Consider the following 24383-nt stretch of genomic DNA (forward strand, 5'->3'; position numbering starts at 1 on the left):
ATGCGACGCATCGCCCGCGCCCCCTGGGAGCTCCTCAAGGGCGCCTTCGGCTGGCTGGTCCTCTTCGAGCTGCGCAACAAGGTCCTGCTCCTGCCCTCCGCGGTGCGGCTGCACCGTCTCGAGAACGCCGAGACCCGCCGGCTTGCGGCTGCCGTCGGGCCCGTCCCGCAGGCCCTGGTCGCCACCGTCATCGCCACCCACCGACGCCCCGACGCGCTGCGCGCGGCGGTCGCCTCGGCGCTGGCCCAGACGGTTCGCGACCAGGTCGTCATCGTCGTCGACGACGGTGCTGGGCTCCCCGAACTCCCGGACGATCCGCGCCTGTTCGCCGTATCGCTGGCGCGCAACACCGCCGTGGCGGGCGTCGTGCGCAATGTCGGCATCCGCCTCACCCGGTCGCGGTACGTGGCGTTCCTGGACGACGACAACCGGTGGGAACCCGACCATCTGGAACGGGCGTTGGCGGTCCTGGAGGCTCCCGACGGCCCCGACGGCGTCTACACCGCGCTGCGCCGGGTCCTGCCGGACGGCACCGAACGGGACGTCCTGTCCGTGGAGTTCGACCGCCGTCGGGCCGCCCGGGAGTCCTTCCTGGACACCAACGCGTTCGTCGCACGCCGCGACGGTTCCCTGCGCTTCAGCCGTCTGCGCAGGACACCGGAGGTGCTTCCGCGCGAGGACTGGGAGCTCGTGTACCGCTACAGCCGGGGTCACGCCGTACGTCATGTGCCGCACGCCACCGTGCGGTATCTGGTGAACCCCGCGAGTTTCTACACGACGTGGTCTAGCTGAGCGCACCCGATCGGAGCAGCGCGGCGACCGCGGCCCTGCTGGCCTGCCGGCCCAGGACGGCCCGTGACGTCTCCCGCAGCAGCACGGCGGCGCGGAAGCAGGCTGTCGCGACGGCCCCGTGGCGCCGCCGGTACAACCGCACCCGGTTGACCGTGAGCAGGGACCACAGCCGGGGTGAGACCTGCGAGTCGCCGCCGAGGTGCACCGCCTCGGCCGACGGCTCCAGCTGCGTGGCGTAGCCCAGATCCCGGGCCCGCAGGCAGTACTCGGTCTCCTCCGAGTACAGGAAGAAGGACTCGTCCCACGGACCGCAGGCGGCCCGGCAGTCGGCCGCGACGGCCATGAGCGCGCCGGTCGCCCAGTCCGCGCGCGTGGGCCGCCGGTACGCGCCGGGGTCGGTGACGAGTTCACTCAGCCTCGGGAAGCGTCCGGCCCGACGGTTGCCGATGACGGCCTCGCCGAGAGCCCGCAGCACGCTCGACTCCCGGCGCAGTGAGTGATGGGGCGTGTCCCGGCCGTCCTCGTACAGAAGGGGTACGGCGATCCCGACGCCGTCGCCGAGACTGCCGACGAGGCGTTTGGCGCAGCCCTGCCGCATCCGGATGTCGGGGTTGCAGATCAGCGCCACCCCGTGGTCGACGGCCTTCAGCGCCGCGTTGACCCCGGCCGCATACCCGGCGTTGCGGCCGGTCTGCACGACGGTGGCGTCGGGGGCCAGCTCGTGGAGGACCTCGACGGTGCCGTCGGCGGAGTCGTTGTCGGCGACGACCAGCCGCCAGTCGAGGCCGGCCATGCCCTCCGGGAGCGCGGCGAGGAACCCGGGCAGCACCTTGGCGCTGTTCCAGGTGACGACGATGACGGCGACGGGGCTCAACGGGACTCCACGAGTTGGGGAAGCCGGTCTTCGGAGACCTTGCGGGCGACGGCGGGGGCCGCGGCGGCGGCCGCCTCGCGCCGGACGAAGCCGAGATAGCTGCCCCCTGCCCCCAGCACCAGGAAGAACATGCCGGCGAACATGGGGAAGCTCAGCGAGTCGAAGGTCGCGCTGCTGACCAGGGCGACCAGCGACGAGGCGAAGAACGCCTGCCCGAGTTCACGGTCGGACTCGGTGCGGGCGAGCCGGCGAATGGCGCCTCCGTGGTGGATGCCGGTGATGAACAGGACGAGCAGGGCGACGAGTCCGAGCACCCCCATCTCGGCCAGGGTCAGCATGTACTGGTTGTCCGTGAAGAAGTACAGGTCCGGGGTGAAGGTGCCGAAGCCCCGCCCGAACAGCGGGTGTTCCTTCAGGTAGGGCACGATCGCGCTGTACTTGACCGTACGGGCCTGGGTGCTGCTGTCGGAGTTGGACAGGAACGACGCGAACAGAGCTGTGATCGTGCCGATCAGTCCGGGGACGAGCACCTTGAAGACGGCCACGGAGGCCGTCATCACGCCGATCGCGGCCCAGCGCCGGGCCGGCTTCCAGCGCGGCACCATCACCAGGGCCACCAGCAGCAGCCCGATGATGGAGGTCCGTGACACGGACAGGGGCAGCGCACCGCCCATGAGCACCACCGGGGCCCAGCGGCGCAGGACGTGGCGGTGACGTCGTACGGGGTCGAAGGCCTGCTGGATCGCGAAGGGCAGCAGGATCGCCAGCATGCCGGCGAACTCCAGCGGCTGGGCCGTGGTGGCGCGGGGCCGGGTGAAGGCACCCCGGTCCATGGCGCTCACCTGGGCCACGCTGGTCTGCAGGCCGGGGATGTGGATGGAGTCGGCGATGTTCGTGGCCGCGAAGAAGTCGTAGAAGCCGATCGCGGCGACGACGGACGCCAGGACCACCACCCGGCGCATCAGGACGTCGAGCCGGCCGCGTTCCTGCATGGCCGCCGAGGTCAGGACGACGAGCGACACCCACACCAGGTATCCGATGAGCCCCCGGTCGGCCCCGAGCACCTCCTGGTGCGAGCTCTCGCGCATGGCGTCCGCGATGTAGGCCATGAGGACGGCCGTGCCGAGCACGCACATCGAGACCCGCACGAACCTGGTTCCCGGCGCGGGCAGGATCCGGCCGCCCAGCCAGGTCGCGAGGTACCACAACAGGCCGAGCAGGGCGAAGACGTTGGCCGGGGTGCCGACGCCGCCGAGCGCGGGCAGGGCCAGGTTCGAGGGGATGAAGAAGGCCAGCGCCAGATAGACGGTGAGGATCGCGGTGGCGTCGACGCGGCGGTTCAGCCAGCCCACCCGTTCGCGGGTGGGGGCGCGGGCCTGACGCGGCCGGGCGGCGGCGTTCCGGCGGCGGCGCACCACCGTGACGCCCTCCACCAGGATCGACAGCAGGAACGCGCTGACGACGCCCAGGATGACGACGGCCGCGATGCCCTGGTAGCGGTTCTTCGACTCCGCCACCGGGGTCTGCGGCAGGACCACGGGGGCCGTCTGCACGAGATACGCGGACGGCACCTTGGCGGCGGCCTGGAGGGCATCGAGCTGCTCGCCCGCGAAGGCGGTCAGGATGTCGGTCTCCTTGAGCACCTTCGCCCGGTCGGTCCCGGTGACGCTGAGCACGAGCAGCGGGCTCTCGCTGTCCGGGGCGAACCCGGTGGTGTACGGGTCCGTGACGCCCCTGCTGTGCAACTCCTTCGCCGCGTCGCTCGATTCGAGGGTCCTGATCAGCACGTCGGCCGTGACGATCAGCGAACCGCCCGCGTTCGAGATGGGGTTGCCGAAGGTGGGGGCCAGCCGGGCGACGGCCGAGGAGTCCAGCAACGCGACCGAACTCTGCGACTGGTAGGAGACCGGGACTGTCTCGTACAGATACGCGCCGCCGAGCAGACTGAGCACGGTGAAGGGCACCATGAAGTACCACCGTCGGCGCAGAATGGCCCATATCTCACCAATGCTCACGAACCATTCCTCCTTTCGGTGGCATCCGGCCACATGTCCTGCCAGTATCGGGGGCGACGGAAGGAACTCACATGTCGCCCGGGAACGTCGCCGATGCGCTGCTCCGCCGCTGGTACGTCCTGGTGGCGGCGCTGCTGTTGACGGCTGCCGGGGCCTACCACGTGGTGCGCCCCACTCCTCAGTACGTCGGCTCCGCGGTGGTGGTGCTCAAGCCGCCGGTGACGCAGAACCAGCCCAACCAGCTCACCAATCTCCAGCCGCCGCTCGCCGTGCTGTCCTACGGCGTCGTACGGCAGCTGGAATCCCCCGCCGGGGCCAAGGAGTTGAAGGCGGAGGGCGTGCGCGGGACCTACCATCTCGTCCCCCGCAACAGCGGCACCAGCGCGACGCCCCGCTATCTGATCCCGTCCCTGCAGGTGCAGTCGCAGGCGTCCGGGGCCGAGGCGGCGGTGACGTCGGTGAGCCGCATCATCGACGTCTACACCCGGCATGTCGACGCGCTGCAGAAGTCCGAGGGTGTTCCCGCCGGGGCGCGCATCACCGCGACCGTCCTGACCTCCCCGAGCGCCGCCGAGGTGCAGGGCAACAAGATGCGGGGCCTCGCGGGTACGGCGCTGCTGGGCGCGGCGGCCGGTATCGTCGGCGCGCTGTGGCTCGACCGGTACCTGCTGAGCCGCCGGACGGACGCTCCGGGCCGCCGCCGTCGCACCGAGCCGGTGCCCGTCGTGAGCTGAGTGGAACAGGTGGCTCATCAGATTCCGCGGCGCTTCCAGGACTCCCACCACAGCCGCTCCCGCCCGCGTTCGGCCACGGCCGACCAGATCAGCGGCTGGAGGTAGGGCATGGCCTTCGGCCCGATTTGCCGTCTGAGCCGCAGTGCGCGGTATTCGGGCAGGGCCCGGTATCCGGGCAGGCACTCCTCGGCGAACGCGACGCACTCGTCGACCGGGACGACTGCCGTACGTCCCCGGTCGTAGGCCCGGTAGGCGCGGCGCAGCGCGAAGCGGGCGAGCCGGGTGTGGACCTGGTCGGCCAGGCGGTCGGCGTCGGGCAGCCGGTCGGCGCACTTGGTGAGCACCGAGTCGAAGGCCACGAGCCGCTGGCGCAGGTCGTCCAGCTGGCCGCCGAAGTCGACGGTGGACATGTTCTTGCCGTGGACGCGGTAGAAGGCCTGGTCGGCGCCGCGTATGTAGCCCACGTCGGCGTGTGCGGCGAGCCGCATCCACATCTCGATGTCGCCGGCGTGGGGCAGCGCGGGGTCGTAGCCGCCGACCGTGCGCTGGAGGCTGGTGCGCACGACGACCTCCGGCGAGGTGATGCAGCCGGTGCCCTCGCGAAAGCGCCGGTCCAGCCACCAGTGGCCGGGGTAGACGACCGATCCGGTGCTCCGGGTACGGGCCTCGGGCAGCGGGCCGCCGTGCTGGAAGCGCAGGGGGCGCCCGTAGGCGAAGCCCGCCTCCGGATGGGCGTCCAGGAGGGCTGCCGCCCGCACCAGCGCGCCCGGGACCAGCCGGTCGTCGGCGGACAGGAGGGCCACGTAGTCGCCGTCGGCCCATTCCAGCAGGCCTTCGTTGTACGTGGCGATGTGGCCCTTGTTGGTCTCGTGGACGTGGACCTCGATCCGCGGGTCGGAGGCCGCCAGTTTCTGCGCGACCTCCGCCGAGTCGTCGGGCGAGGCGTCGTCGATGATGAGCACCCGGACGTCGACGCCGTCCTGCTCGTCCAGGACGCTGCTCACGCAGTCGGCCAGGAAGTGGCCGTACTTGTAGCAGGGGATCACAACATTGACGGTGCTCATCTGTGGGGAAGCCAATCCCCGGTGGTGGCGGCCGCCGCCCCCCCCACCACCGGTGGGTTCTGATCGGTCAGTTCTTCTTCTTGCGGACGGTCGTCTTGCTGGTCAGGGTCCAGGTCTTGGACTTCACCGTGTGGCCCTTCTTGTCCTGGGCCTTGACGCTGACCTTGAACCGCGTGCCGTCCGGCAGCGGGGACGACAGGTGCACGGACACCTTGTGGGTGGCCCTGTTGTAGGAGGTGACGGCCGTGACGTGGAGCTTCTTGGCGGCCTTGGAGCCGCTCACGATGGTCACGGTCGCCTTGACGGACGACAGCTTGGTCGAGGCGGGCAGGGTCGTGACGAGGGGGCTCGTCGCGTCGGCGGTGTGCGCCAGCGAGGACGCGGTCACCTCCGAGGCGTTGACCGTCGCCAGGGAAGCGCTCGGGTCGTCGGCGGTGAAGACCGGGCCGACCCAGTAGTTCGCGGATCCGTAGGAGCCGTTCGGGAAGGCCGGGGAACTGCCGTACCGGTAGAGCCCGTTGTGGTGGGCGGTGGTGTCGGCCGTGGCCGTGAGCGGATAGGACTGGTGGGCCGCCGTGAAGTAGCCGCCGTCCACCGCGTAGTTGCCGTTCGGCGCGTGGTAAGAGGCGACGTAGGCGGTGTCCGCGGTGACGGCCACCGGGGTGGCGAAGGTCATCGTCTGCCAGCCGGAGGCCGACTCGGTGGTGAAGGTGCCGGTGGCGAGCAGCGTGCCGTCGTCGGACCACAGGCTGCCGGTGTGGGTGCCGGTGTTGGTCGCGCCCTTGTAGAAGGTGACGCCGGTGATCCAGCCGTCCGCCGAGGACGTGAACCGGGTGCCGAGTTCGACCGAGTTGCCGTCACCGGTGACGGCGGCGGTGGCCGGGGTGGCGGAGGCGTTCCACAGAGTGCAGGGGCAGGTGACGGCCGGCGGCTGGGAACTGGTGGTGAAGTTCCAGGTGACCGGGTCCGCCATTTCGTTGCCCCACAGGTCGGAGGCCTGGACGGACGCGGTGTACGTGGTGTGCAGCGCCAGCTCGGTCGACGGGGTGAAGGTCGCCTTGTTCGACGCCGGAAGCGTCTTGGTGCCCGGCACGGTGTTGCCGTCCGGGTCCTTCACGGTGAACGTCAGACTGTCGGCGTCGATGGCGTGGTCGAAGACGGCCGACACCGATGCCGTGATCGACGTACCGGTCGCGCCGGACGTCGGCGAGGTGGAGGTGACCGCCGGCGGGGTCGTGCTGGCCGTCGAGGTGTCCAGCACCACGTCGACCCAGTAGTTGCTGCCGGAGGACGCCGAGGACGGGAAGGCGCTGGTCGAGCTGTAGCGGTAGACGCCGTTGCCGCCGTCGGTGCCGGACTGGAGTCCGGTGAGCGGGGCCAGGCCCGCGGCCTTGTCGGAGAAGTAGCCGCCGTCGTAGGAGTATCCGCCGTTGGGGGCGAAGTACGAGGCGACGTAGGTGGTGTTGGCCTTGACGGTCACCGGGGTGGAGAAGTTCAGCTGCTGCCAGCCGGAGGCCGTCTCGCTGCTGAAGGTGCCGGTGGCCAGGCGGGTGCCGGAGGCGCTCCACAGGCTGCCGGTGTGGGTGCCGGTGTTGGCGGACGACTTGTAGAAGCGGACACCGGTGATCGAACCGGCCACCGTGGTCCGGAACTTGACGCCGAGCTCCAGGGAGCTGCCGTCGCCCGCGTTGACGGTGCCGGGGACGGCCGAGGCCGGCCAGATGGTGCAGGGGCAGGCCTGGGGGCCGACGGTCAGCGCGACCGTGGTGGTGGAGCCGATGTTGACACTGTCGTCCACCGCGCGGACCTTGATCGGCGCCGAGCCCGGGGTCGTCGGGGTCCAGGTGTAGCTCCAGGACGTGAGGCCGGTGGCGGCGTTCCACGTCGATCCGCCGTCCGTGGACACCTCCACGCGGGCCACCACGCCACCGGAGTCGGAGGCGGTGCCCTTGATGGTGACCGGCTTCAGCGCCGGGACGGTGGTCCCGGAGGCCGGGCTGGTCACAGTGATGGCCGGGCCGGTGGTGTCGGTGGAGGCCGTGGCCGCGACGAGGTTGCTCTGCCGGGTCAGCGGCTGGACGCCCATGTCGGCGAGGATGTTCACGGTCGCCTGCTGCATGCGGGCGTCCTCGGTGACCACCGTGTCCGCGGGGTCGTAGGTCGGCAGGTTGGTCAGGCCCCACGACCACTGCACGGTTCCCGCCCCGAACACCAGGGCTCCGGAGTCCTGGTCACGGAACTCGACGAGATTGTGCGTCGCGGTGCCGTTGCCGTACATGTTGCCCCAGTCGAGGCGGTACTTCCCGTCGTTGATGTCCACGGTCGTGGACGACAGGTCGATCGCGCCGGTCGGTCTGGTGCTGTTGGAGATGTCGCTGTCCCACTCGTAACCGAGCGTCCCGGTCGGGAAGGTGGCCGTCTGGCTCGCCGTGAGGTTCGCGATGGAGGTGCCCCGCCACAGCCGGTTCTTGCCGTACGAACCGGGGACGGTGATGGCGTCGGCGCGGTAGCCGTTCACCGTGAACATGGATCCCGTGAGGATGTTCGGCGGCTGGTAGGCCTGGCCGTAGTTGGTGCTCGTCGGGTCCATCCAGGTGCCGGTCCACTCGCCGCTGGGGTCGGCGATGCCGTTGTTCTGGGCCATCTTGGTCATCTTGTAGCAGACCATGGTGCGGTTGGCGGTACTGGTGCCGTCGATGCTGGGCGTCAGACGGGTCTTCCAGAACACCTCGTTGCCGCTGAAGTAGGCCTGCCGGACGCCTGCCTTGCGGGCCGCCAGGACGTTGCTGTACTGACTCTGCGTCCAGTACTCGTCATGGCCCGAGGACATGTACACCTTGTGGTTCTTCAGCAGGGTGCCGCCGTTGGTCGACACGTCCACGCCGGAGAGATAGCTGACGTCGTAGCCGTTGCGCTCCAGCCAGGACAGCATCATGAACTCGGAGCCGTAGATGCCGTTGTCGCCGCCGATGTCCAGCGGGCGGTTGTAGCTGACCTCGTAGGCGCGGCCGTCGGGGGCGGGCCCGGTGCCGCCGTAGAGGTCCTGGCCGCCGTAGTCGTTGTACGCCTGCCAGGTCTGGTCACTGGTCTGCACGACGACGTCGGAGGTGCTGGAGTCCTTGCGGACGACGAACGGGTACGGCATCAGGCCGTCGCCGTCGGTCTGCGTCAGGTTCGCGATGTACAGCCCGGACACGGCGTCACTGGGCACGGTCCAGTTCGCGGTCACGGGCCAGTTGCCGCAGTCGACCAGGCCGGTGGCGGCCTTGGTGGTGCAACTGGCGGCCTTGGTCGTGTAATTGGACGGGTAGGTCACCGCTGCCTGGGCCGCGGTCGACATCAGGCGCGCACCGTCGCCGCCGTACCAGCCGAGCCGGTAGATCTCGACGTGGTACGAGACCGGCGACTGGATCTTGAACTGGACGGTGTCACCGGCCTGGACGCTCTCCTTGGTGGAGAACCCCTTGATGTCACCGTAGGCGTTGGGCGAGAACCAGTCGGACATGGGGCTGCCCGCCTTGCTGTTCTCGCAGACGATCGGGTTCGAGCCCGTTCCGCAAGGATCGGAAGCCGCTTGGGCGATCCCGGCCTGCGGGAGCACCGCCCATATCAACGCGGCTATGACGGCGAGGCGGCCGCCCCGGAGCCGTCTGCTCCATCTGTTCATGTGTACCTCTCAGCGGTGCTGTGCAGGACCGACCCTGAAGTCGGGGGTGAGGCGTGTGGTGAGGGGACCGATCAGCCTCGGAGCGCTTCGGCGAGCGCGGCCACGACCCGTTGCTGCTGGTCGGGGGTGATCTGGGGGTAGAGCGGAAGCGACAGGATCCGCTCCGCCGCCTTCTCGGCGTTCGGGAAGTCGCCCCGGGCGTGGCCGAGATGTCGGTACGCCGGGGTGAGATGGACCGGGGCCGGATAGTGCACGCCCGCGCCGATGCCCTCGGCGTTGAGCTTGCCGACGATGTCGTCGCGGTCGGCTCCGTCGACCTGGACCACGTACAGGTGCCAGACGTGGACGTTGCCGGCCTCGGTGGTCGGGAGCACGACCTGTCCGGTGGCCGCCAGGTCGGCGAGCAGTTCGTCGTAGCGGGCGGCGGCCGCGCGGCGGGCCGCGTTGCCGTCCGCCAGCCGCCTGAGCTTGGCCCGCAGGACGACGGCCTGGAGTCCGTCGAGGCGGCTGTTGAACCCGGGGACGTCGTGGCGGTACTTGGCGACGCCGCCGTGGTTGGCGATCGCCCGTACCAGGCCGGTGAGTTCCTCGTCGTCGGTCAGCACAGCGCCCGCGTCACCGTAGGCGCCGAGGTTCTTGCCGGGGTAGAAGCTGGTGGCCGCGATGGTGCCGCTGCCCGGTGACCGGCCGTCGCGGGTCGCGCCCTGGCACTGGGCGGCGTCCTCCACGACCCGTACCCCGTCGGGCAGTTGCGCGACCAGGTCGGTCACCTCGGCCATCTGTCCGTACAGGTGGACCGGCACGACCGCGCGGGTGGCCGGGCCGACCGCGTCCAACGCCTTCTGAGGGTCGAGGAGATGACTGTCGGGCAGGCAGTCCGCCAGGACCGGTCGCGCGCCGATGCGGGCGACCGCGCCCACGGTGGCGATGAAGGTGTTGGCGGGCACCACGACCTCGTCGCCGGGGCTCACCCCGCTTGCGCGCAGGGCGAGTTCGACGGCGTCGGTGCCGTTGGCGACGCCCACGCAGTGGGCGACGTCGCCGAAGTCGGCGTATTCACGTTCGAATCGGCGGACCTCGTCGCCGCCGACGAACGCGGTGTTCGCCAGGATCCGGTCGAATCCGGCCCGGACCTCGTCGGCGACCTCTTCGTGGGCCGCCTTGAGGTCCACTAGCGGAATCTGGTTCATGTCAGCGGTCCCCCCACTGTTCTGTTGGCAAGTTCGTTCAGCGCGGGCTCCCCCGCCGCGCGCAGCCGCCGGGCCGGGCTCCCCACCCAGATCTCGCCCGGCGGGACGTCACCGAGTACGGCACTCCCCATGCCGATCTGTGACCAGGCACCCACCGTGGTGCCCTCCCTGACCAGAGCGCCGGAGCCCACGTAGGCGCCCCGCTCCAGCCGTGCTCCCCCACCGAGTCGGACCCCGGACGTGAGCGTCGCGTAGTCCTCGACGACGTCGTCATGGGTGAGGACGACCTGCGGCATCACCGCGACATGCGCGCCGACCCGCACGGCGGCGGTCAGGACGCAGTGCGCGAGCAGGACCGAGCCGGGGCCGACCTCGGAGGTCGCCGACACCACCGCGGTCGGGTGGACCACGGTGGCGTAGCGGCCTTCGGGCAGGCCGAACCTGCGGACCAGTCGGGCCCGGGCCGCGTAGTCGCGCGGGTTGCCCACGCAGATCACCACCCGCGCCTCGGCCAGGTCGTGGACCAGGTCGCAGCCGCCCAGGACGGGCACGCCGTCCACGTCGGTGCCGTGCAGGTCGGCGTTGTCGTCGAGGTGCCCGAGCAGCTTGACCTCGCCCGCGTCCCGTACGGCCTGCGCGGTCTCCCGGGCGAAGCCGCCCGCCCCGACGATCACCAGTTCGTTCATCTTCGGGCCTGTTCGCGCAGTGCCGCGACGACCCGGTCCTGCTGGGCCTCGGTCATCGTGTGGAACAGCGGCAGGATCAGCGAGTCCCGGCTGATCCGCTCGGTGACCGGCAGCGGCACGCTCGGGTGGTCCGCGTAGGCCGGTTCGAGGTGCGCGGCCATGATCCCGCGCCGGGCGGAGACTCCGGCGTCGGAGAGTGCGGCGAGCAGGTCGTCCCGGCCGACCGGGAAGTCCTCGGTGAGCAGCACCCAGTAGGACTGGAAGTTGCTCTGCCCGTGCGCGGGGTCGCGTACGGGGGTGAGACCGGGAACGTCCCGCAGCAACGCGTCGTAGCGCGCGGCCAGTTCACGGCGGCGGGCGATCATCGCGTCGAGCTTGCCGAGCTGGACCAGGCCGATCGCGGCCTGCACGTCGGTCATCCGGTAGTTGAAGCCGACTTCCAGGTAGCTTTCCAGCACCGGCTTGTTGCTCGCGTGGCGTTCGGCCGCCGAGGCGTTCATGCCGTGCTCGCGCAGCCGGCGCAGCCGGACCGCCCACTCGGCGTCGTCGGTGGTGACCATGCCGCCCTCGCCCGTGGTGACCACCTTGCGGGGGTGGAAGGACCAGGCGGCCAGCAGCGCGCCGTGGCCGACGGGCTTCCCCCCGACGGTGGAGCCGATGGCGCAGGCCGCGTCCTCGACCAGCGGCAGGTCCCAGTCGGCGCAGGCGGCGCGCAGGGCGTGCACGTCGGCCGGTACGCCGCCCTGGTGGACGGCGAGGACGGCCCTGGTGCGCGGGGTGCGGACCTGGTCCACGGTGGCGGGCGTCAGGTTGCCGGTGACGGGGTCGACGTCGGCGAACACCGGCTCGGCGCCGACGTACCGTACGGCGTTGGCGGTGGCGATGAACGACAGCGACGGCACCACGACCTCGTCGCCGGGCCCCACGCCGAGGGCGACGAGCGACAGGTGGAGGGCGGTGGTGCAGGAGCTGACCGCGACGGCGTGCTCGGCGCCCACCCGCTCGGCGAACGCCTTCTCGAAGGCGGCGACCCGGGGGCCCTGGGCGACCCATCCGGACAGCACGGCGTCGGAGGCGGCCCGCGCCTCCTCCTCGCCGAGCCAGGGGATCATCACGGGGATGCGGTCGGTGCTCACTTGGCGGCCTCCTGGTCGGCGGAGCGCTCCGAGCGCCACCACTGGACCAGGTCCCTGAGCCCCGTGCGCAGGTCGATCTCCGCCGTGAAGCCGAGCCGTTCGGCGGCCTGCGAGGTGTCCGCGAGCCTGCGGACCACCGAGTTCACCGAGCGGGCGGGTCCGTGCACCGGCTCGAGACCCTCGGCCCCCATCGCCTCCAGCAGACCGTCGGCGAGTTCGCGCAGTGAGGTCTCCGTGCCGCTGGCGACGTTGAAGACCTCGTCGGTGACGTCCGACTCCGCGGCCAGCACATTGGCTCTGGCGATGTCGCGGACGTCGACGAAGTCCATGGTCTGCGTGCCGTCGCCGAGGATGAGCGGCGGCTCGCCCGCCTCGATGCGCTCCATCCAGCGGATGAGTACCTCGGTGTACAGGCCGTGGATGTCCATCCGGGGGCCGTAGACGTTGAAGTAGCGCAGCGCCACGTAGTCCAGGCCGTACATGGCGTGGAAGCTGCGCAGCATGCCTTCGTTGAAGGCCTTCGCCGCGCCGTAGAAGGTGTCGTTGTTGTACGCGTGGTGGCGCTCGGTCGTCGGGAAGACCTCGGCCATGCCGTAGACGGACGCCGAGGAGGAGGCGATCACCTTGCCGACGCCGGCCCCGGCCGCCGCCTCGATGACGTTGAAGGTGCCGTCGACCAGGACCTCGTTGGCGAGCCTCGGCTCCTCCGCGCACTGGGTGATGCGGATCGCGGCAAGGTGGAACACCAGGTCGGCGCCCTCGGTGACCTTCTTCACGGTCTCGACGTCCCGGACGTCACCCTCGACGACCTCGACGACTCCGCTGGGCAGCGCCTGCGCGAGGTTGGCCCGCCGCCCGCGCACGAAGTTGTCGAGTACGACGATCTCGCGGGCGCCGCCCTCGGCCAGCAGGTCGACCAGGTTGGAGCCGATGGTGCCCGCTCCCCCGGTGACCAGGATCTTCTTGCCACGTACGCTGCTCAACTGCTGTGCCCTCTCAGGGAATTGCATCGCTTGATGGATGTCGCTCAACGACCGGCGCGCAGGCCGACGACCGCGCCCTTGAACTCCAGGCTCCGGGAGGCCGCCTCGAGGATGTCCAGCACCCTGAGGCCCGCCCGGCCGTCGGTCAGCGGCGCGCGGCCCGTCCTGATCGCGTCGGCGAACTCGTCGACCATGCTGCGCAGCGCTTCCTTCTCGCCGATCGCGGGCGCGACCATGTCTCCGGAGCGGTACGAGATGAGCATGTCCCTGCGCTCGTCCGCGCCGATCTCCTGCGGTGCGGCCATGTCCACGCCCCGGTCGTAGACGGACACCCGCTGGAGGGGGTTGAGGTCGTCCCAGAGCAGGGTGCGCTTGGAGCCGCCCACCATGGTGGTGCGCACCTTGGTCGGTGACAGCCAGTTCACGTGTACGTGGGCGATGGCCCCGGTGCTGAGCGTGAGCGTCAGATAGGCGATACAGGCCTGTCCGGCGCCGATCGGGTCGGCCCCGTGGGCGGCGACGGCGACCGGCTCGACGCCCTCGGGGAGGATGAAGTCCAGGATCGACAGGTCGTGCGGGGCGAGGTCCCACAGAACGTCGATGTCCTTCTGGACCAGCCCGAGGTTGATACGGACCGAGTCGACGAAGTGGACCTCCCCGAGTTCACCGGAGTGGACCAGCTCCCTGATACGGCCCACGGCGGGCGTGTAGCAGTAGGTGTGGTCGCACATCAGGGTGAGCCCGCGCTCCTCCGCCTCGGCCACCAGACGCATCCCGTCGGCGTATGTCGCCGCGAGCGGCTTCTCCACCAGGACGTGTTTGCCGGCGCGCAGGGCGGCCAGGGCGATGTCGAGGTGGGTTCCGGCGGGCGTGGCCACGGCTACGGCGGCCACGTCGGGATCGGCGAGTACGGCCGCGTAGTCCGCGGTGGCCTCGACGGTCGAGTAGCCGCCGAGCACCCGGCGGGCACGGTCCACGTCGAGGTCGCACAGATAGCGCAGCCGGAACTGCTCGGCGCCCTGGAAGTTACGGACGAGGTTGGGGCCCCAGTAGCCGGCCCCGACGACCGCGACCCCCAACGGCTCACTGGTCTGCGTCACTTGGTTCCTCTTCCTTCGGTCCATCAGTAGGCCCCCGTTCCGCGCACCACCGCTGTCGTGGTGCGCGCCAGGATGGACAGGTCGAGGCTGGTCGACCAGTTGTCCACATATGCGAGATCGAGCCGGACCGCTTCCTCCCAGGGCAGGTCCGAGCGGCCGCTGACCTGCCACAGCCCGGTGAGGCCGGGCTTCACGAGCAGTCGGCGCCTGACCTCCGCCGGATACCCGTCCACTTCCTCGGGCAGCGGCGGGCGTGGGCCGACGAGCGACATGTCGCCCCTGACCACGTTGATGAGCTGCGGCAGTTCGTCGAGCGAGCTGCGGCGCAGAAAGGATCCGACCCGGGTGATCCGCGGGTCCCCCTTCACCTTGAACAGCAGACCGTCGCTGTTCTGGTTGAGGTGCTCCAGTTCCGCGCGCAGGGCCTCCGAATCGGGGCGCATGGTACGGAACTTGAACATGGTGAAGTGGTCGCCGTACCGGCCCACCCGCTGCTGCCGGAAGAGTGCCGGCCCGGTGCTGTCCAGGCGGACGATCAGGGCGAGCAGCAGCAGGGGCAGGGCGAGCAGGAGCAGGAGCGCCGCCGCGAAGGAACGATCCAGCAGTTCCTTCGGCAGGCGTGAGGTCCGGGAGAGGTTCGGCGCCTGGATACGCACCAGCGGCACCCCGTTGGTGGGCCGTACCGCGAGCCGGGCGGCGGACACGTCTGCCAGGACGGGGGCCAGCAGGAAGTCGACGCCCCGCACGGCCGCCGTCCAGGACATCCGGCGCAGGACGGAGGCGTCGAACTCGGGCGCGGGCAGCACCACCACGGTGCCGATGCCCATGGCCCGGATGACGTCGTCCATGGTGTCCACGCCGCCGAGGACGGGGATCCCCAACTTGCGGACCTCCGCGGCGTTTCCGGGATCGCTCAGACACACACCGGCGGCCCGGAGTTCCTGGACACCGCCGCGCCGCAGCACGGCGACCAGCTCCGCGACACCGTGCGCCGGCCCGACCAGGAGCGTCGCGCTCCGGCCCCGGTTCCTGGCCCATCGCCGGTGCAGCCGGTGACGGAGCGCGTACCGGGCCGAGAGGGCGATGGCAGCCGCCGGCACCGCAGCCATGATCATGTCATGAAGGAGGCCCGAATCGTGGGTGAACGACCAGTGCGCGACCGCGGCGAGTGCCGGCAGTGCCACGGCTCCGCGGAGCACCCGTCGGTACTCCTCGGTCCCCAGCCCCAAGGCGCTGCGGTCGTAGGTGCGGTGGGCGACCATGGCCACGATCCACGTCGGAGGCAGCACCAGGGCCACCGCCCAGCGGCCGTACGCCGCATGGATCACGAAGGCCGCGGCAGCAGCGGCGAGGCTGTCCGCGACCAGCAGGACGATTCGGTACTTCTGTTCCCAAGGTCTTCGGCGACCTTGTGGACTGCTGTGTTCCACAAGCTGTTGCTCATGCGTGACCTCAATGGTCATGCGCCCCCCACACGTGCACGGTTACCCCTGACCGAACACCGATGCGCCCCCAGCACATCGGCAGGTGAAAACAAAAGAAGCCTCAGCGGTTCCCCAACCGCCTCATGTCCCCATACATGTCGGCTCGGGTCACATGTTCCCCACCCAAACCGGTTCGGCGGCCCTCAATCTAGACCACCGAACGCAGTCACGGGAACAGTTGGACGAAACACACATCGCATTAGTGACATCGACTGCATACTGCCCACGTGACGAGCATCGTGATCCCGGCCCACAACGAGGCGCAAGTCATCGGCCGGCTCCTCGATTCACTTCTGGCCGATTCCACGGAGGACGAGACAGACATAGTGGTCGTGTGCAATGGCTGTACGGACGACACCGCGCGGATCGCGACCGCTCGTGGTCCACGCGTGCGGGTGGTCGAGATCCCCGTGCCGTCCAAACACGCCGCTCTGCGCGCGGGCGACGACCACGCGCGCGGCTTCCCCCGCCTCTACGTGGACGCCGACGTCGTGATCGGGAGCGCCGACGTACGGGCGCTGACCGAGCCTCTGGACGACGACACCTCTGGCATCCTCGCCACCGCGCCCGAACGGCGGATTCCGCTGGCCTCCTGCGCCTGGCGGGTGCGCGCCTACTACCGGGTGTGGCAGCGGCTGCCCGCCGTACGCGAGGGGCTCTTCGGCCGGGGCGTCATCGCGGTCTCCAAGGCCGGGCACGCCCGGCTAGCCGCGCTGCCGCCGCTGATGGCCGACGACCTGGCCGCGTCCCTGGCATTCGCGCCCGAGGAACGGCTCGTGGTCGACAAGGCCCAGGTCGTGGTTCAACCGCCGCGAACATGGCCGGATCTGATCAAGCGGAGGATCCGGGCGGCGGTGTCCACCGCCCAGGTCGAACAACATCATCAGAGCCCGGAAGAGGCTTCGGCACGCACGAGCAAGGCGGATCTGATCGCCCTGGTCCGCGGCGAACCGAGGCTGATCACAGGTGTCGTAGTCTTCGTCGCGGCGGCGCTTGTCGCCCGGCGCGGGGCCGCGAAGGCCATCCGGGCACAGGACTTCGGCACCTGGCTGCGGGACGAGAGCAGCCGAGAGAACTGAAGCGCACCAGATCCGGAGTTCCCGATCATGTACCTCACCGACCGTTCCGCGCCCGCGGGGGCGGGCACCGTCCCGGGCCGAAGACGCGGCCTGCGGCCCGGGGTCGCCCCGGTCGTGCTCGTGCTGGGCACGGTCAGCCTGATCACCGACATCTCCTCGGAGATGGTCACCGCCGTCCTGCCGCTGTACCTGGTCACCACGCTCGGCTTCAGCCCGCTGGCCTTCGGCACCCTCGACGGTGTCTACAACGGCGTCGGCGCGCTGGTCCAACTGACCGGCGGCCACCTCGCCGACCGCATCCGCAACCACAAATTGCTCGCCGGACTCGGCTACGGTCTGTCCGCACTGTGCAAGCCGCTGCTCCTGCTCGTGAGCAGCATCGGCGCGCTCGGCACGGTCCTCGCCCTGGACCGCACCGGCAAGGGCCTGCGCACCGCTCCGCGCGACGCGATGATCTCCCTGTCCACACCGTCGGGGAAACAGGGCCGGGCCTTCGGCGTGCACCGGGCGATGGACACCACCGGGGCGATGCTCGGCCCCCTCGCCGCCTTTCTCATCCTGAGCGCGGCGGCCGACGGCTACGACGCGGTGTTCGGCGTGAGCGCGTGCGTGGCGGTGCTCGGGGTGGTCGTCCTGGTGCTGTTCGTGCCGGGCAAGCGGCGCGGCGCGCGAGTGGACCGGGCACGCGAGGCGGAGGGCGGGCAGCCTGTCCTGGTCCGCGAGGCGGGTGCGGCGGACACCGGGGGGCTGGAAGCCGGTGCCGCCGCCGGCAAACCCCCCGTCCGCATCCGTGAAGCGTTCGCGCTCCTGCGCCTGCCCCGCCTGCGCGCACTCGCCGGCTGTGCCGCACTGCTCGGCCTGACCACCGTCAGCGATGCCTTCGTCTACCTGCTCCTGCAGCGGCGGGCCGGCATCGGCGAACAGTGGTTCACGCTGCTGCCGCTGGGCACCGCGCTGGTGTTCCTGCTGCTGGCCGTGCCCCTCGGCGCGCTGGCCGACCGGGTCGGACGGCACACCGTGTTCCTCTCCGGGCACGGGGCACTGCTGATCGGCTACGGCCTCCTCCTGTGGGCCCCGGCCACCCCGGCCCTCCCGTTCCTCGTGCTCGCCCTGCACGGCGTGTTCTACGCGGCCACCGACGGCGTACTCCCGGCCGCCCTCGCGGACATCGTGCCCGAGGAGCTGCGGGCCAGCGGCCTCGCCATCGTCGGCACCAGCCAGGCGCTGGCCCGGTTCTGCTGCTCGCTGGCCTTCGGCGCGGCCTGGACGGTGTGGGGCGACGGCCCGGCGCTGGCCGCGTCGGCGGTCGGCCTGCTGTGCTGCGCGGCCATCGCGGGCAGGGTGCTGCGGCCGACGAACGGCAACCGATGACCACCATCGCCACGAGGACACCCGGGTCCCGATGACCACCACAGCCACGAGGAACCACATGACACCGATACGCCGCCGCCTGCTCGTTCTGGTCACGGCGGTCCTGCTGCTCGCGGGCGTGGGCACCGGGATGGTGCTGCACGCCGCCGACCGCGCGGACCGGGCGAACCAGCCGCAGTCGGGCGGCCCGGCCGTCAGCACGGGCAAGCTGACACTCGACCAGAAGAACCGCCTGACGTTCGTCAACGCGGCCGCGGGCCCGCACCGCACCGCCGTCGCCTCGGTCCCGTCCGCGGACCCGAAGAGCGGGCGGACCGCCTCCGACCTCAAGTGCGCGCGCTTCTACGCGGCGGCCGGCACCGGTATCTGCCTCCAGTCCAACCCCGGTGTCCTCAAGCAGAGCAACCGCGCTCTGCTCCTGGACGCCGACCTGCGCACCCGGCACACCTACGCGCTCGCCGGCACGCCCAGCCGGGCCCGGGTCTCCCCCAGCGGCCGCTTCGTCGCCTGGACCGTCTTCGTCTCCGGCGAGTCGTACTCGTCGGCCTTCTTCTCCACCCGGACCTCGGTCCTGGACACCCGCACCATGAAACTGACGCCCAGCCTGGAGACGTTCTCCATCGTCCTGGACGGCAAGTCGTACCAGGCCGCGGACGTCAACTTCTGGGGCGTCACCTTCGCTTCGGACGACGACACGTTCTACGCCACGCTCAACACCGCCAACAAGACCTATCTGGTCCGGGGTTCACTCTCCCGCAGGACGGTGACCACGCTGGCCGAGAACGTGGAGTGCCCCTCGCTCTCCCCCGACGGAACCCGAGTGGCCTTCAAGAAGCGGGTGTTGTCCCGTACCGACCTGTGGCACGAGTACGTCCTCGACCTGCGCACCCTCAAGGAGACCGCGCTCGCCGAACGCCACAGCGTCGACGACCAGGCCACCTGGCTCGACAACAGAACCGTGGCCTACGCCCTGCCCACCGACGGCAAGGTCGGCAGCAGCGACCTGTGGAGCGTGCCCGCGAACGGCACGGGCACACCCCGTCTGCTGATCTCGGGCGCGTCCTCCCCGGCACCCCTGTGACGAACCCCGTTCACCGCAACTCGACCTCCATGGGGTCGTCGTCTTCGAGGAAGCCGCCCGACTGGTGGTGCCACAGCTTGGCGTACGGGCCGTCCAGCGCGAGCAGTTCCTGGTGACTGCCCTGTTCGACGATCCGACCGCGGTCGAGGACGACGAGCTGGTCCATGCCCGCGACCGTGCTCAGCCGGTGCGCCACCACGAGCGCCGTCCGCCCCTCCATGAGCCGCCACAGCGCCTCCTGGACCAGGATCTCGCTCTCCGAGTCCAGGGCGCTGGTGGCCTCGTCGAGCAGCAGGATCGGCGCGTCCCGCAGGATCGCCCGCGCGAGGGCGACGCGCTGGCGCTGTCCGCCGGACAGTTTGACGCCGCGCTCGCCCACCAGGGTGTCGAAGCCCTCGGGCAGCGCGTCGGCGAACTCCGTGACGTGTGCCGCCTCGGCCGCGCGGCGGATCTCGGCCTCGGTGGCGTCGGGCCGGGCGAAGGCGATGTTGTCCCGCAGGGTGCGGTGGAACATCGCCGGGTCCTGCGGCACGTAGGCCATCAGACCGCGCAGGTCGGTCTGGCGCAGTCTGCTGATGTCCTGCCCGCCGACCAGGATCCGGCCGCCGTCGATGTCCTGCATCCGCAGCAGCAGCCGGGTGAGCGTGGTCTTGCCGCCGCCGGACCGGCCGACGAGCCCCACCTTCGTCCCGCCGGGCACGAACAGGTCGAGTCCCTCGAAGAGCAAGTCCGCACCCGCGTGGGCGAAGTTCACCCGCTCGAAGCGGACATCGGCGGCCCCGGGCAGCAACGGCTCGGGCGACGGCGGGTCGAGCACGGTCGGCGGGGTCAGCAGCAGCTCGGTGAACTGCGCGGCCTCCGTCATCGAGCTCTCCAGGCGACGGTAGATCTGGTTGAACTCGAACATGATCCGGGTGGCGTTGGAGTAGTAGGTGAAGGCGACCACGACCGCCTCCACACCGTGGCTGCCTCCGCCGAGCGTGACCGCGAGGAGCAGGCCCAGCGCGTTGGTCAGCACGGACATCGGCGCGACGAAGGTGTCGATGCGCAGGTTGCCGTAGTCCCACGACCGGAGCATGAGCCGGCGTGAGGTCGCGACGCGGGAGCGGTGTTCGGCGGCCTCGCGTGCCTCGGCGCCGAACGCCCGGACGGTGTCCATGTTCATCAGGCTGTCGGCGACGTGTCCGGAGACCCGCGCGACCGCCGCCTCGCGCTCGGCGACCAGTGCCTGGCGGCGCCGGATGAGGGGTGCCGCGCACAGCGCGGTCACCGCGATCATCGTCAACAGGCCGACGACGAGCAGCGGTTCGTAGCGCCACAGCACCACCGAGCCGAACAGCAGCGGTACGACGTTGCCCACGACCTGGAAGGCCAGGGTGTCGACGAACGGCTCGAAACGGGTGGCGAAGCTCAGGACGCGCTTGGTGAGGGACCCGGCGAAGTTGTCGTGGAAGAACGTGGCGTCCTTGGCGAACAGTTCGTCCATTCCGATCACGTACAGGTGCTCGATGCCGAGGGCGTCGAGACGGTTCATGCAGTGCAGGGCGACCCGCCACAGCGCTTCCGCGAGCAGCAGGACCCCGGCGAAACCCAGGACGTACGGCAGTGCCGACCCGACGGTCAGTTCGGCACCGTCGGCGATGTCGCCGGCGAGCTTCGCGACGATCAGCGGGGCGATGTAGTTGAGGCCGATGCCGCCCAGCGCGAACAGCAGCATGGCGGGAACCGTCAGCCGGCGGAGCCGGGCCAACTCCCGTCCGTAGTAACGAAGTGCGAGGAGCACCGCGCCTCGGCGCGGCGTGATTTTCTCCAGCTCAGGCGTCTGCATCCTAACCCTGTGTGTATGGGGAGTAGCGTTCCGAACTCGGCAGTGTCCCGCGGCGGCACCTTCGCAGTCCACGCGTTTTTCGGCAGGTCAAGCCCACAGGGACGGGTCACATCTCGAGTGGCGCAAGGGGATTGACGTAGAAAGCGCTTGCCGCCTACGGTCCCCCGAATGGGTATGCAGCGAAGATTCGGCTGGGCGTCGCTCGCCGCGGCGACCACCATGGCACTGGCGGCAGGAGTGACCGCGGCGCCCGCCGCCCACTCCGCGGACGATCCCGTGCAGATCGTGGTCGACGGGAACGACGTACGCGCGGACAACGTGAACGGCCTGACCTACAAGGGCCTCGGCCTGCTCAGCTGCAACAGCACGAGCAACCTGCTGATGGACTACAAGGCGGAGCACCCCGACCGGTACTGGCAGCTCATCAGGGTCCTGTTCGGCGGGAAGAGCCCCCTGATCAACCACGTCAAGGTCGAGATGGGTTCGGACACCAACACCTCCACCGGTTCCGATCCCGCGACCATGCGCACCCGCGACGAACTCGCCGACGCGTCCCGCTCCCCCGGCTTCCAGCTCGCCGCCGACGCCAAGACGGTCAATCCGAAGCTCAAGGTGTCGATCCTGCGCTGGGTCATGCCCCAGTGGGTGCAGACCGAGTGGAACAAGGGCACCGGTACCGACGAGATGTACCGGTGGTACAAGGAGACGATCCTCGACGCGTACCAGAAGTACGGGTACATGGTCGACTACGTGAATCCGGACACCAACGAGACCCAGAAACCGGACATCTCCTTCATCAAGTGGTACAAGAACACGCTGGCGAACGACACCGAATTCAGTGATTCACGCTATGGCCTGACGGATCGTCAGCAGAAGTCGGCCGCGAAGGCGTACCACGACATCAAGATCGTCGCCTCGGACGAGAACACCACGAAGAACATCGGCCCGGCGATGCTCACGGACACCGAGCTCTTCGGCATGGTCGACGCGGTGGGCTATCACTACACCACCGACGACCGGCTCGACGGCACGTCCGACAGCGCCACGTACCGGCCGTACACGAAGCTGGCGACCGGCGACAACACCTACGGTCAGGACAAGGAGGTCTGGTACAGCGAGGGCGTCGGCTCCTTCGGCTGGACGGACTACCGGGTCTCCAACACCGAGGGCCCGGGCGGCGCGAGCACGGGCATCGGCGGTGTGCAGAGCGCCCTCGACCTCGCCAACCGCTCTGTGAAGAGCTACGCCAACTCCAAGCGGACGCACTACATCTTCCAGCCGGCGATCGGGGCCTTCTACGAGGGCGCGCAGTACAGCCACAAGGAGCTGGTCAGCGCCCGTGACCCGTGGTCGGGGAGCATCCACTACGACGCCGCCGTCTATGTGATGCAGCACTTCACCCAGTTCGCGAAGACCGGCTGGGAGAACGGCACCAACACGGCCGGCATCTGGCGCACCGTGCCCGAGGCGAGCTACAGCGGCGTCAGCGGCACCGAGAACGTCGACGGCTCGAACGGCGCCCCCAGCTACATGACGCTCGCCGACCCGGCGAAGAAGGACTTCTCGACGATCGCCGTCAACGACAGTGACCGGACGAAGAGTTACCGCATCAAGGCCGAGAACATGGCCCTGGGCGGCGATCCCACCATGGAGGTCTGGGAGACCCGCGCGGCGGATCCCGGCCAGGCCTACGACGCCAACTTCAAGCATCTCGCCGCCGAGATCCGGCCCGACAACGACGGCTACTACACCTACACCGTCCAGCCGCGCTCGATCGTCACGTTCACCACCCTCGACCGCAGCTCCGACAAGGCGACGAACCAGCGCCTGCCCGAGTCCGCCGCCCGCACGGTCCTCGACACCGATGCGACCGGCAAGAAGCACGACACCCGCGACTCCGTCCTGTACGCCGACGACTTCGGGTACAAGGAGGAGGGCCGGGTCGCGGTCGGCACGGACAACGGCGCCCGCAAGGTCTCCCAGTCGTACCTCACCTCCCGTGGCAACCAGCCCCGTTACCTGGTCGACCAGACCGGCGCCTGGGAGGTCGGCAAGGGGCCGAGCGGCGACAACGTGCTGTACCAGTACCTGGACCAGTCCATGAAGGACACCGGCGCCTGGAACCGCAATACCCCCAACACCACGGTCGGCGACTTCCGTTGGGAGAACTACCGGGCCTCGGTCGACGTCTCCTTCCCGGACCCGGCCGGCGGCCTCGCCACCCTGGGCGTGCGCCAGCAGAAGGGCATGGCAGCGTCCGACGCCGCGTACAGCGTCGGGATCGGCCCGAGCGGGAGCTGGACCCTTTACCGGTACGGCACGGCGCTGCGAACCGGGACGGTCGCCGCGGCCGACGGCTACCGCCTCGCCGTCGAGGCCAGGGGCGCGACCGTCACCGCGTACGTCGACGGCCAGGCCGTCGCCACCTACGAGGACTCGGCGCCGGCGGCCGAGGGCCGCGTCAAGCTGGGCACCGACTTCCACACGACCGCCTTCGACAACCTGAAGGTCGAGAAGGTCGCCGGATACACCCCGTACGCCGCCACGCTGACCGACAACATGGACAGCTCGGTCGCCTACGACGGCACCTGGAGCCGGAACGCCGCCCTCGGTGACGCGATGAACTGGTACCGCTCGACGTCGACCAGTGCCACCGCGGGAGCGACCGTCACCGTCCCGTTCCGCGGCACGGGCATCGACGTCATCGGCGGCAACGACGGAAGCGCCGTCCTCGACGTCTTCGTGGACGGCAGGTCCGTCGCCCGGAACGCGAAGACCACCGCCACCGACAAGCGCCAGGCGACGTACTCACTGCGAGGCCTGCCCGACGGCAGACACACGGCGACGTTCACCCTCCAGTCCGGGAAGATCGTGCTCGACGCCTTCACCGCGCTCTCCGGCGACGTGGACGGGCCGGTCGACACGACGCCGCTCCGGACCGCCCTGGACACGGTGGGCTCCCCGGACCGGACCGACTACACGGCCGACTCATGGGCCGACTTCGCCACCGCACGCACGACCGCCAGGGCAGCGGTGCGCGGGCAGAAGGGCCTCGACACCCTCGGCGTCGGCCAGCTCGCGAACAGGCTCGTGGACGCCTACGACAGGCTGGTCCGCACGGAGCCCTGACCAACACCACCGGCGGGCCCGCCCCTTCAGGCGGACCCGCCGGCCAAGGGCAGTGATCGGGCATCTGCGAAGGCGTCGTCCCGGCATCGATTCAGTACCGGTTCCTCACCTGCCGTCCACAGCCTCCCGTGTCGCTCCCGAAGATAACCTGGTCTGCGGTAACTCCGGGG

General features: G+C 70.1%; 17 protein-coding genes. 6 read left to right on the plus strand and 11 right to left on the minus strand.

Annotation, left to right across the window (positions count from 1 at the left end; genetic code table 11):
* Positions 1-792: a glycosyltransferase family 2 protein gene (locus tag RNB18_RS23840; RefSeq protein ID WP_311716142.1), complete on the plus strand. Its 792-nt coding sequence runs from the start codon at positions 1-3 to the stop codon at positions 790-792.
* On the opposite strand, the gene RNB18_RS23845 is transcribed toward RNB18_RS23840, so the two are convergent.
* Both RNB18_RS23845 and RNB18_RS23850 read right to left on the minus strand, forming a co-directional pair.
* Positions 785-1666: a glycosyltransferase family 2 protein gene (locus RNB18_RS23845; protein WP_311716143.1), complete on the minus strand. Its 882-nt coding sequence runs from the start codon at positions 1664-1666 to the stop codon at positions 785-787. The two genes, RNB18_RS23840 and RNB18_RS23845, sit on opposite strands and share 8 nt — an antisense overlap.
* Complete coding sequence (locus tag RNB18_RS23850; RefSeq protein ID WP_311716144.1) at positions 1663-3681, minus strand: O-antigen ligase family protein; 2019 nt, start codon at positions 3679-3681, stop codon at positions 1663-1665. The genes RNB18_RS23845 and RNB18_RS23850 overlap by 4 nt, the downstream gene beginning before the upstream one ends.
* Positions 3682-3752: 71 nt before the next feature.
* Here RNB18_RS23850 and RNB18_RS23855 point away from each other — a divergent pair, with 71 nt between their 5' ends.
* The gene (locus RNB18_RS23855) at positions 3753-4415 is read left to right on the plus strand and encodes a hypothetical protein (RefSeq protein WP_311716145.1); all 663 of its coding nucleotides are present in this window, start codon (positions 3753-3755) and stop codon (positions 4413-4415) included.
* 17 nt (positions 4416-4432) lie between these two features.
* On the opposite strand, the gene RNB18_RS23860 is transcribed toward RNB18_RS23855, so the two are convergent.
* The 8 genes from RNB18_RS23860 to RNB18_RS23895 form a co-directional block, all read right to left on the minus strand.
* Complete coding sequence (locus RNB18_RS23860) at positions 4433-5479, minus strand: glycosyltransferase family 2 protein (protein WP_311716146.1); 1047 nt, start codon at positions 5477-5479, stop codon at positions 4433-4435.
* 67 nt (positions 5480-5546) lie between these two features.
* Positions 5547-9146, minus strand: a complete 3600-nt coding sequence (locus RNB18_RS23865; protein WP_311716147.1) for a DUF4082 domain-containing protein — start codon at positions 9144-9146, stop codon at positions 5547-5549.
* A 71-nt stretch (positions 9147-9217) separates the two neighbouring features.
* Complete coding sequence (locus RNB18_RS23870; protein ID WP_311716148.1) at positions 9218-10336, minus strand: DegT/DnrJ/EryC1/StrS family aminotransferase; 1119 nt, start codon at positions 10334-10336, stop codon at positions 9218-9220.
* Positions 10333-11022: an acetyltransferase gene (locus RNB18_RS23875; protein ID WP_311716149.1), complete on the minus strand. Its 690-nt coding sequence runs from the start codon at positions 11020-11022 to the stop codon at positions 10333-10335. The genes RNB18_RS23870 and RNB18_RS23875 overlap by 4 nt, the downstream gene beginning before the upstream one ends.
* Positions 11019-12158, minus strand: a complete 1140-nt coding sequence (locus tag RNB18_RS23880) for a DegT/DnrJ/EryC1/StrS family aminotransferase (RefSeq protein ID WP_311716150.1) — start codon at positions 12156-12158, stop codon at positions 11019-11021. The genes RNB18_RS23875 and RNB18_RS23880 overlap by 4 nt, the downstream gene beginning before the upstream one ends.
* A complete protein-coding gene (locus RNB18_RS23885) occupies positions 12155-13141 on the minus strand; it encodes an NAD-dependent epimerase/dehydratase family protein (protein WP_311716151.1) in 987 nt (328 codons plus the stop codon). The genes RNB18_RS23880 and RNB18_RS23885 overlap by 4 nt, the downstream gene beginning before the upstream one ends.
* A gap of 44 nt (positions 13142-13185) precedes the next feature.
* Positions 13186-14241, minus strand: coding sequence for a Gfo/Idh/MocA family protein (locus RNB18_RS23890; RefSeq protein WP_311716152.1), 1056 nt, complete (start codon positions 14239-14241; stop codon positions 13186-13188).
* Between the two features lie 23 nt (positions 14242-14264).
* Complete coding sequence (locus RNB18_RS23895; RefSeq protein ID WP_311716153.1) at positions 14265-15704, minus strand: sugar transferase; 1440 nt, start codon at positions 15702-15704, stop codon at positions 14265-14267.
* Between the two features lie 248 nt (positions 15705-15952).
* Between RNB18_RS23895 and RNB18_RS23900 the strand changes: the two genes are divergently transcribed.
* The 3 genes from RNB18_RS23900 to RNB18_RS23910 are packed head-to-tail and all read left to right on the plus strand — an operon-like array spanning position 15953 to position 19256.
* A complete protein-coding gene (locus tag RNB18_RS23900; protein WP_311716154.1) occupies positions 15953-16804 on the plus strand; it encodes a glycosyltransferase in 852 nt (283 codons plus the stop codon).
* 27 nt (positions 16805-16831) lie between these two features.
* Positions 16832-18175, plus strand: a complete 1344-nt coding sequence (locus tag RNB18_RS23905) for an MFS transporter (protein WP_311716155.1) — start codon at positions 16832-16834, stop codon at positions 18173-18175.
* Positions 18176-18233: 58 nt separating this feature from the next.
* Positions 18234-19256: a TolB-like translocation protein gene (locus RNB18_RS23910; RefSeq protein ID WP_311716156.1), complete on the plus strand. Its 1023-nt coding sequence runs from the start codon at positions 18234-18236 to the stop codon at positions 19254-19256.
* 10 nt (positions 19257-19266) lie between these two features.
* Here the strand turns inward: RNB18_RS23910 and RNB18_RS23915 are convergent, their stop codons facing one another.
* Positions 19267-21084, minus strand: a complete 1818-nt coding sequence (locus tag RNB18_RS23915) for an ABC transporter ATP-binding protein (RefSeq protein ID WP_311716157.1) — start codon at positions 21082-21084, stop codon at positions 19267-19269.
* A gap of 168 nt (positions 21085-21252) precedes the next feature.
* Here RNB18_RS23915 and RNB18_RS23920 point away from each other — a divergent pair, with 168 nt between their 5' ends.
* A complete protein-coding gene (locus RNB18_RS23920; RefSeq protein WP_311716158.1) occupies positions 21253-24213 on the plus strand; it encodes a GH59 galactosidase in 2961 nt (986 codons plus the stop codon).
* Positions 24214-24383: the final 170 nt, after the last annotated feature.

The organism is Streptomyces doebereineriae (assembly GCF_031845645.1).
In the GTDB taxonomy this organism is placed as follows: Bacteria; Actinomycetota; Actinomycetes; order Streptomycetales; family Streptomycetaceae; genus Streptomyces; species Streptomyces canus.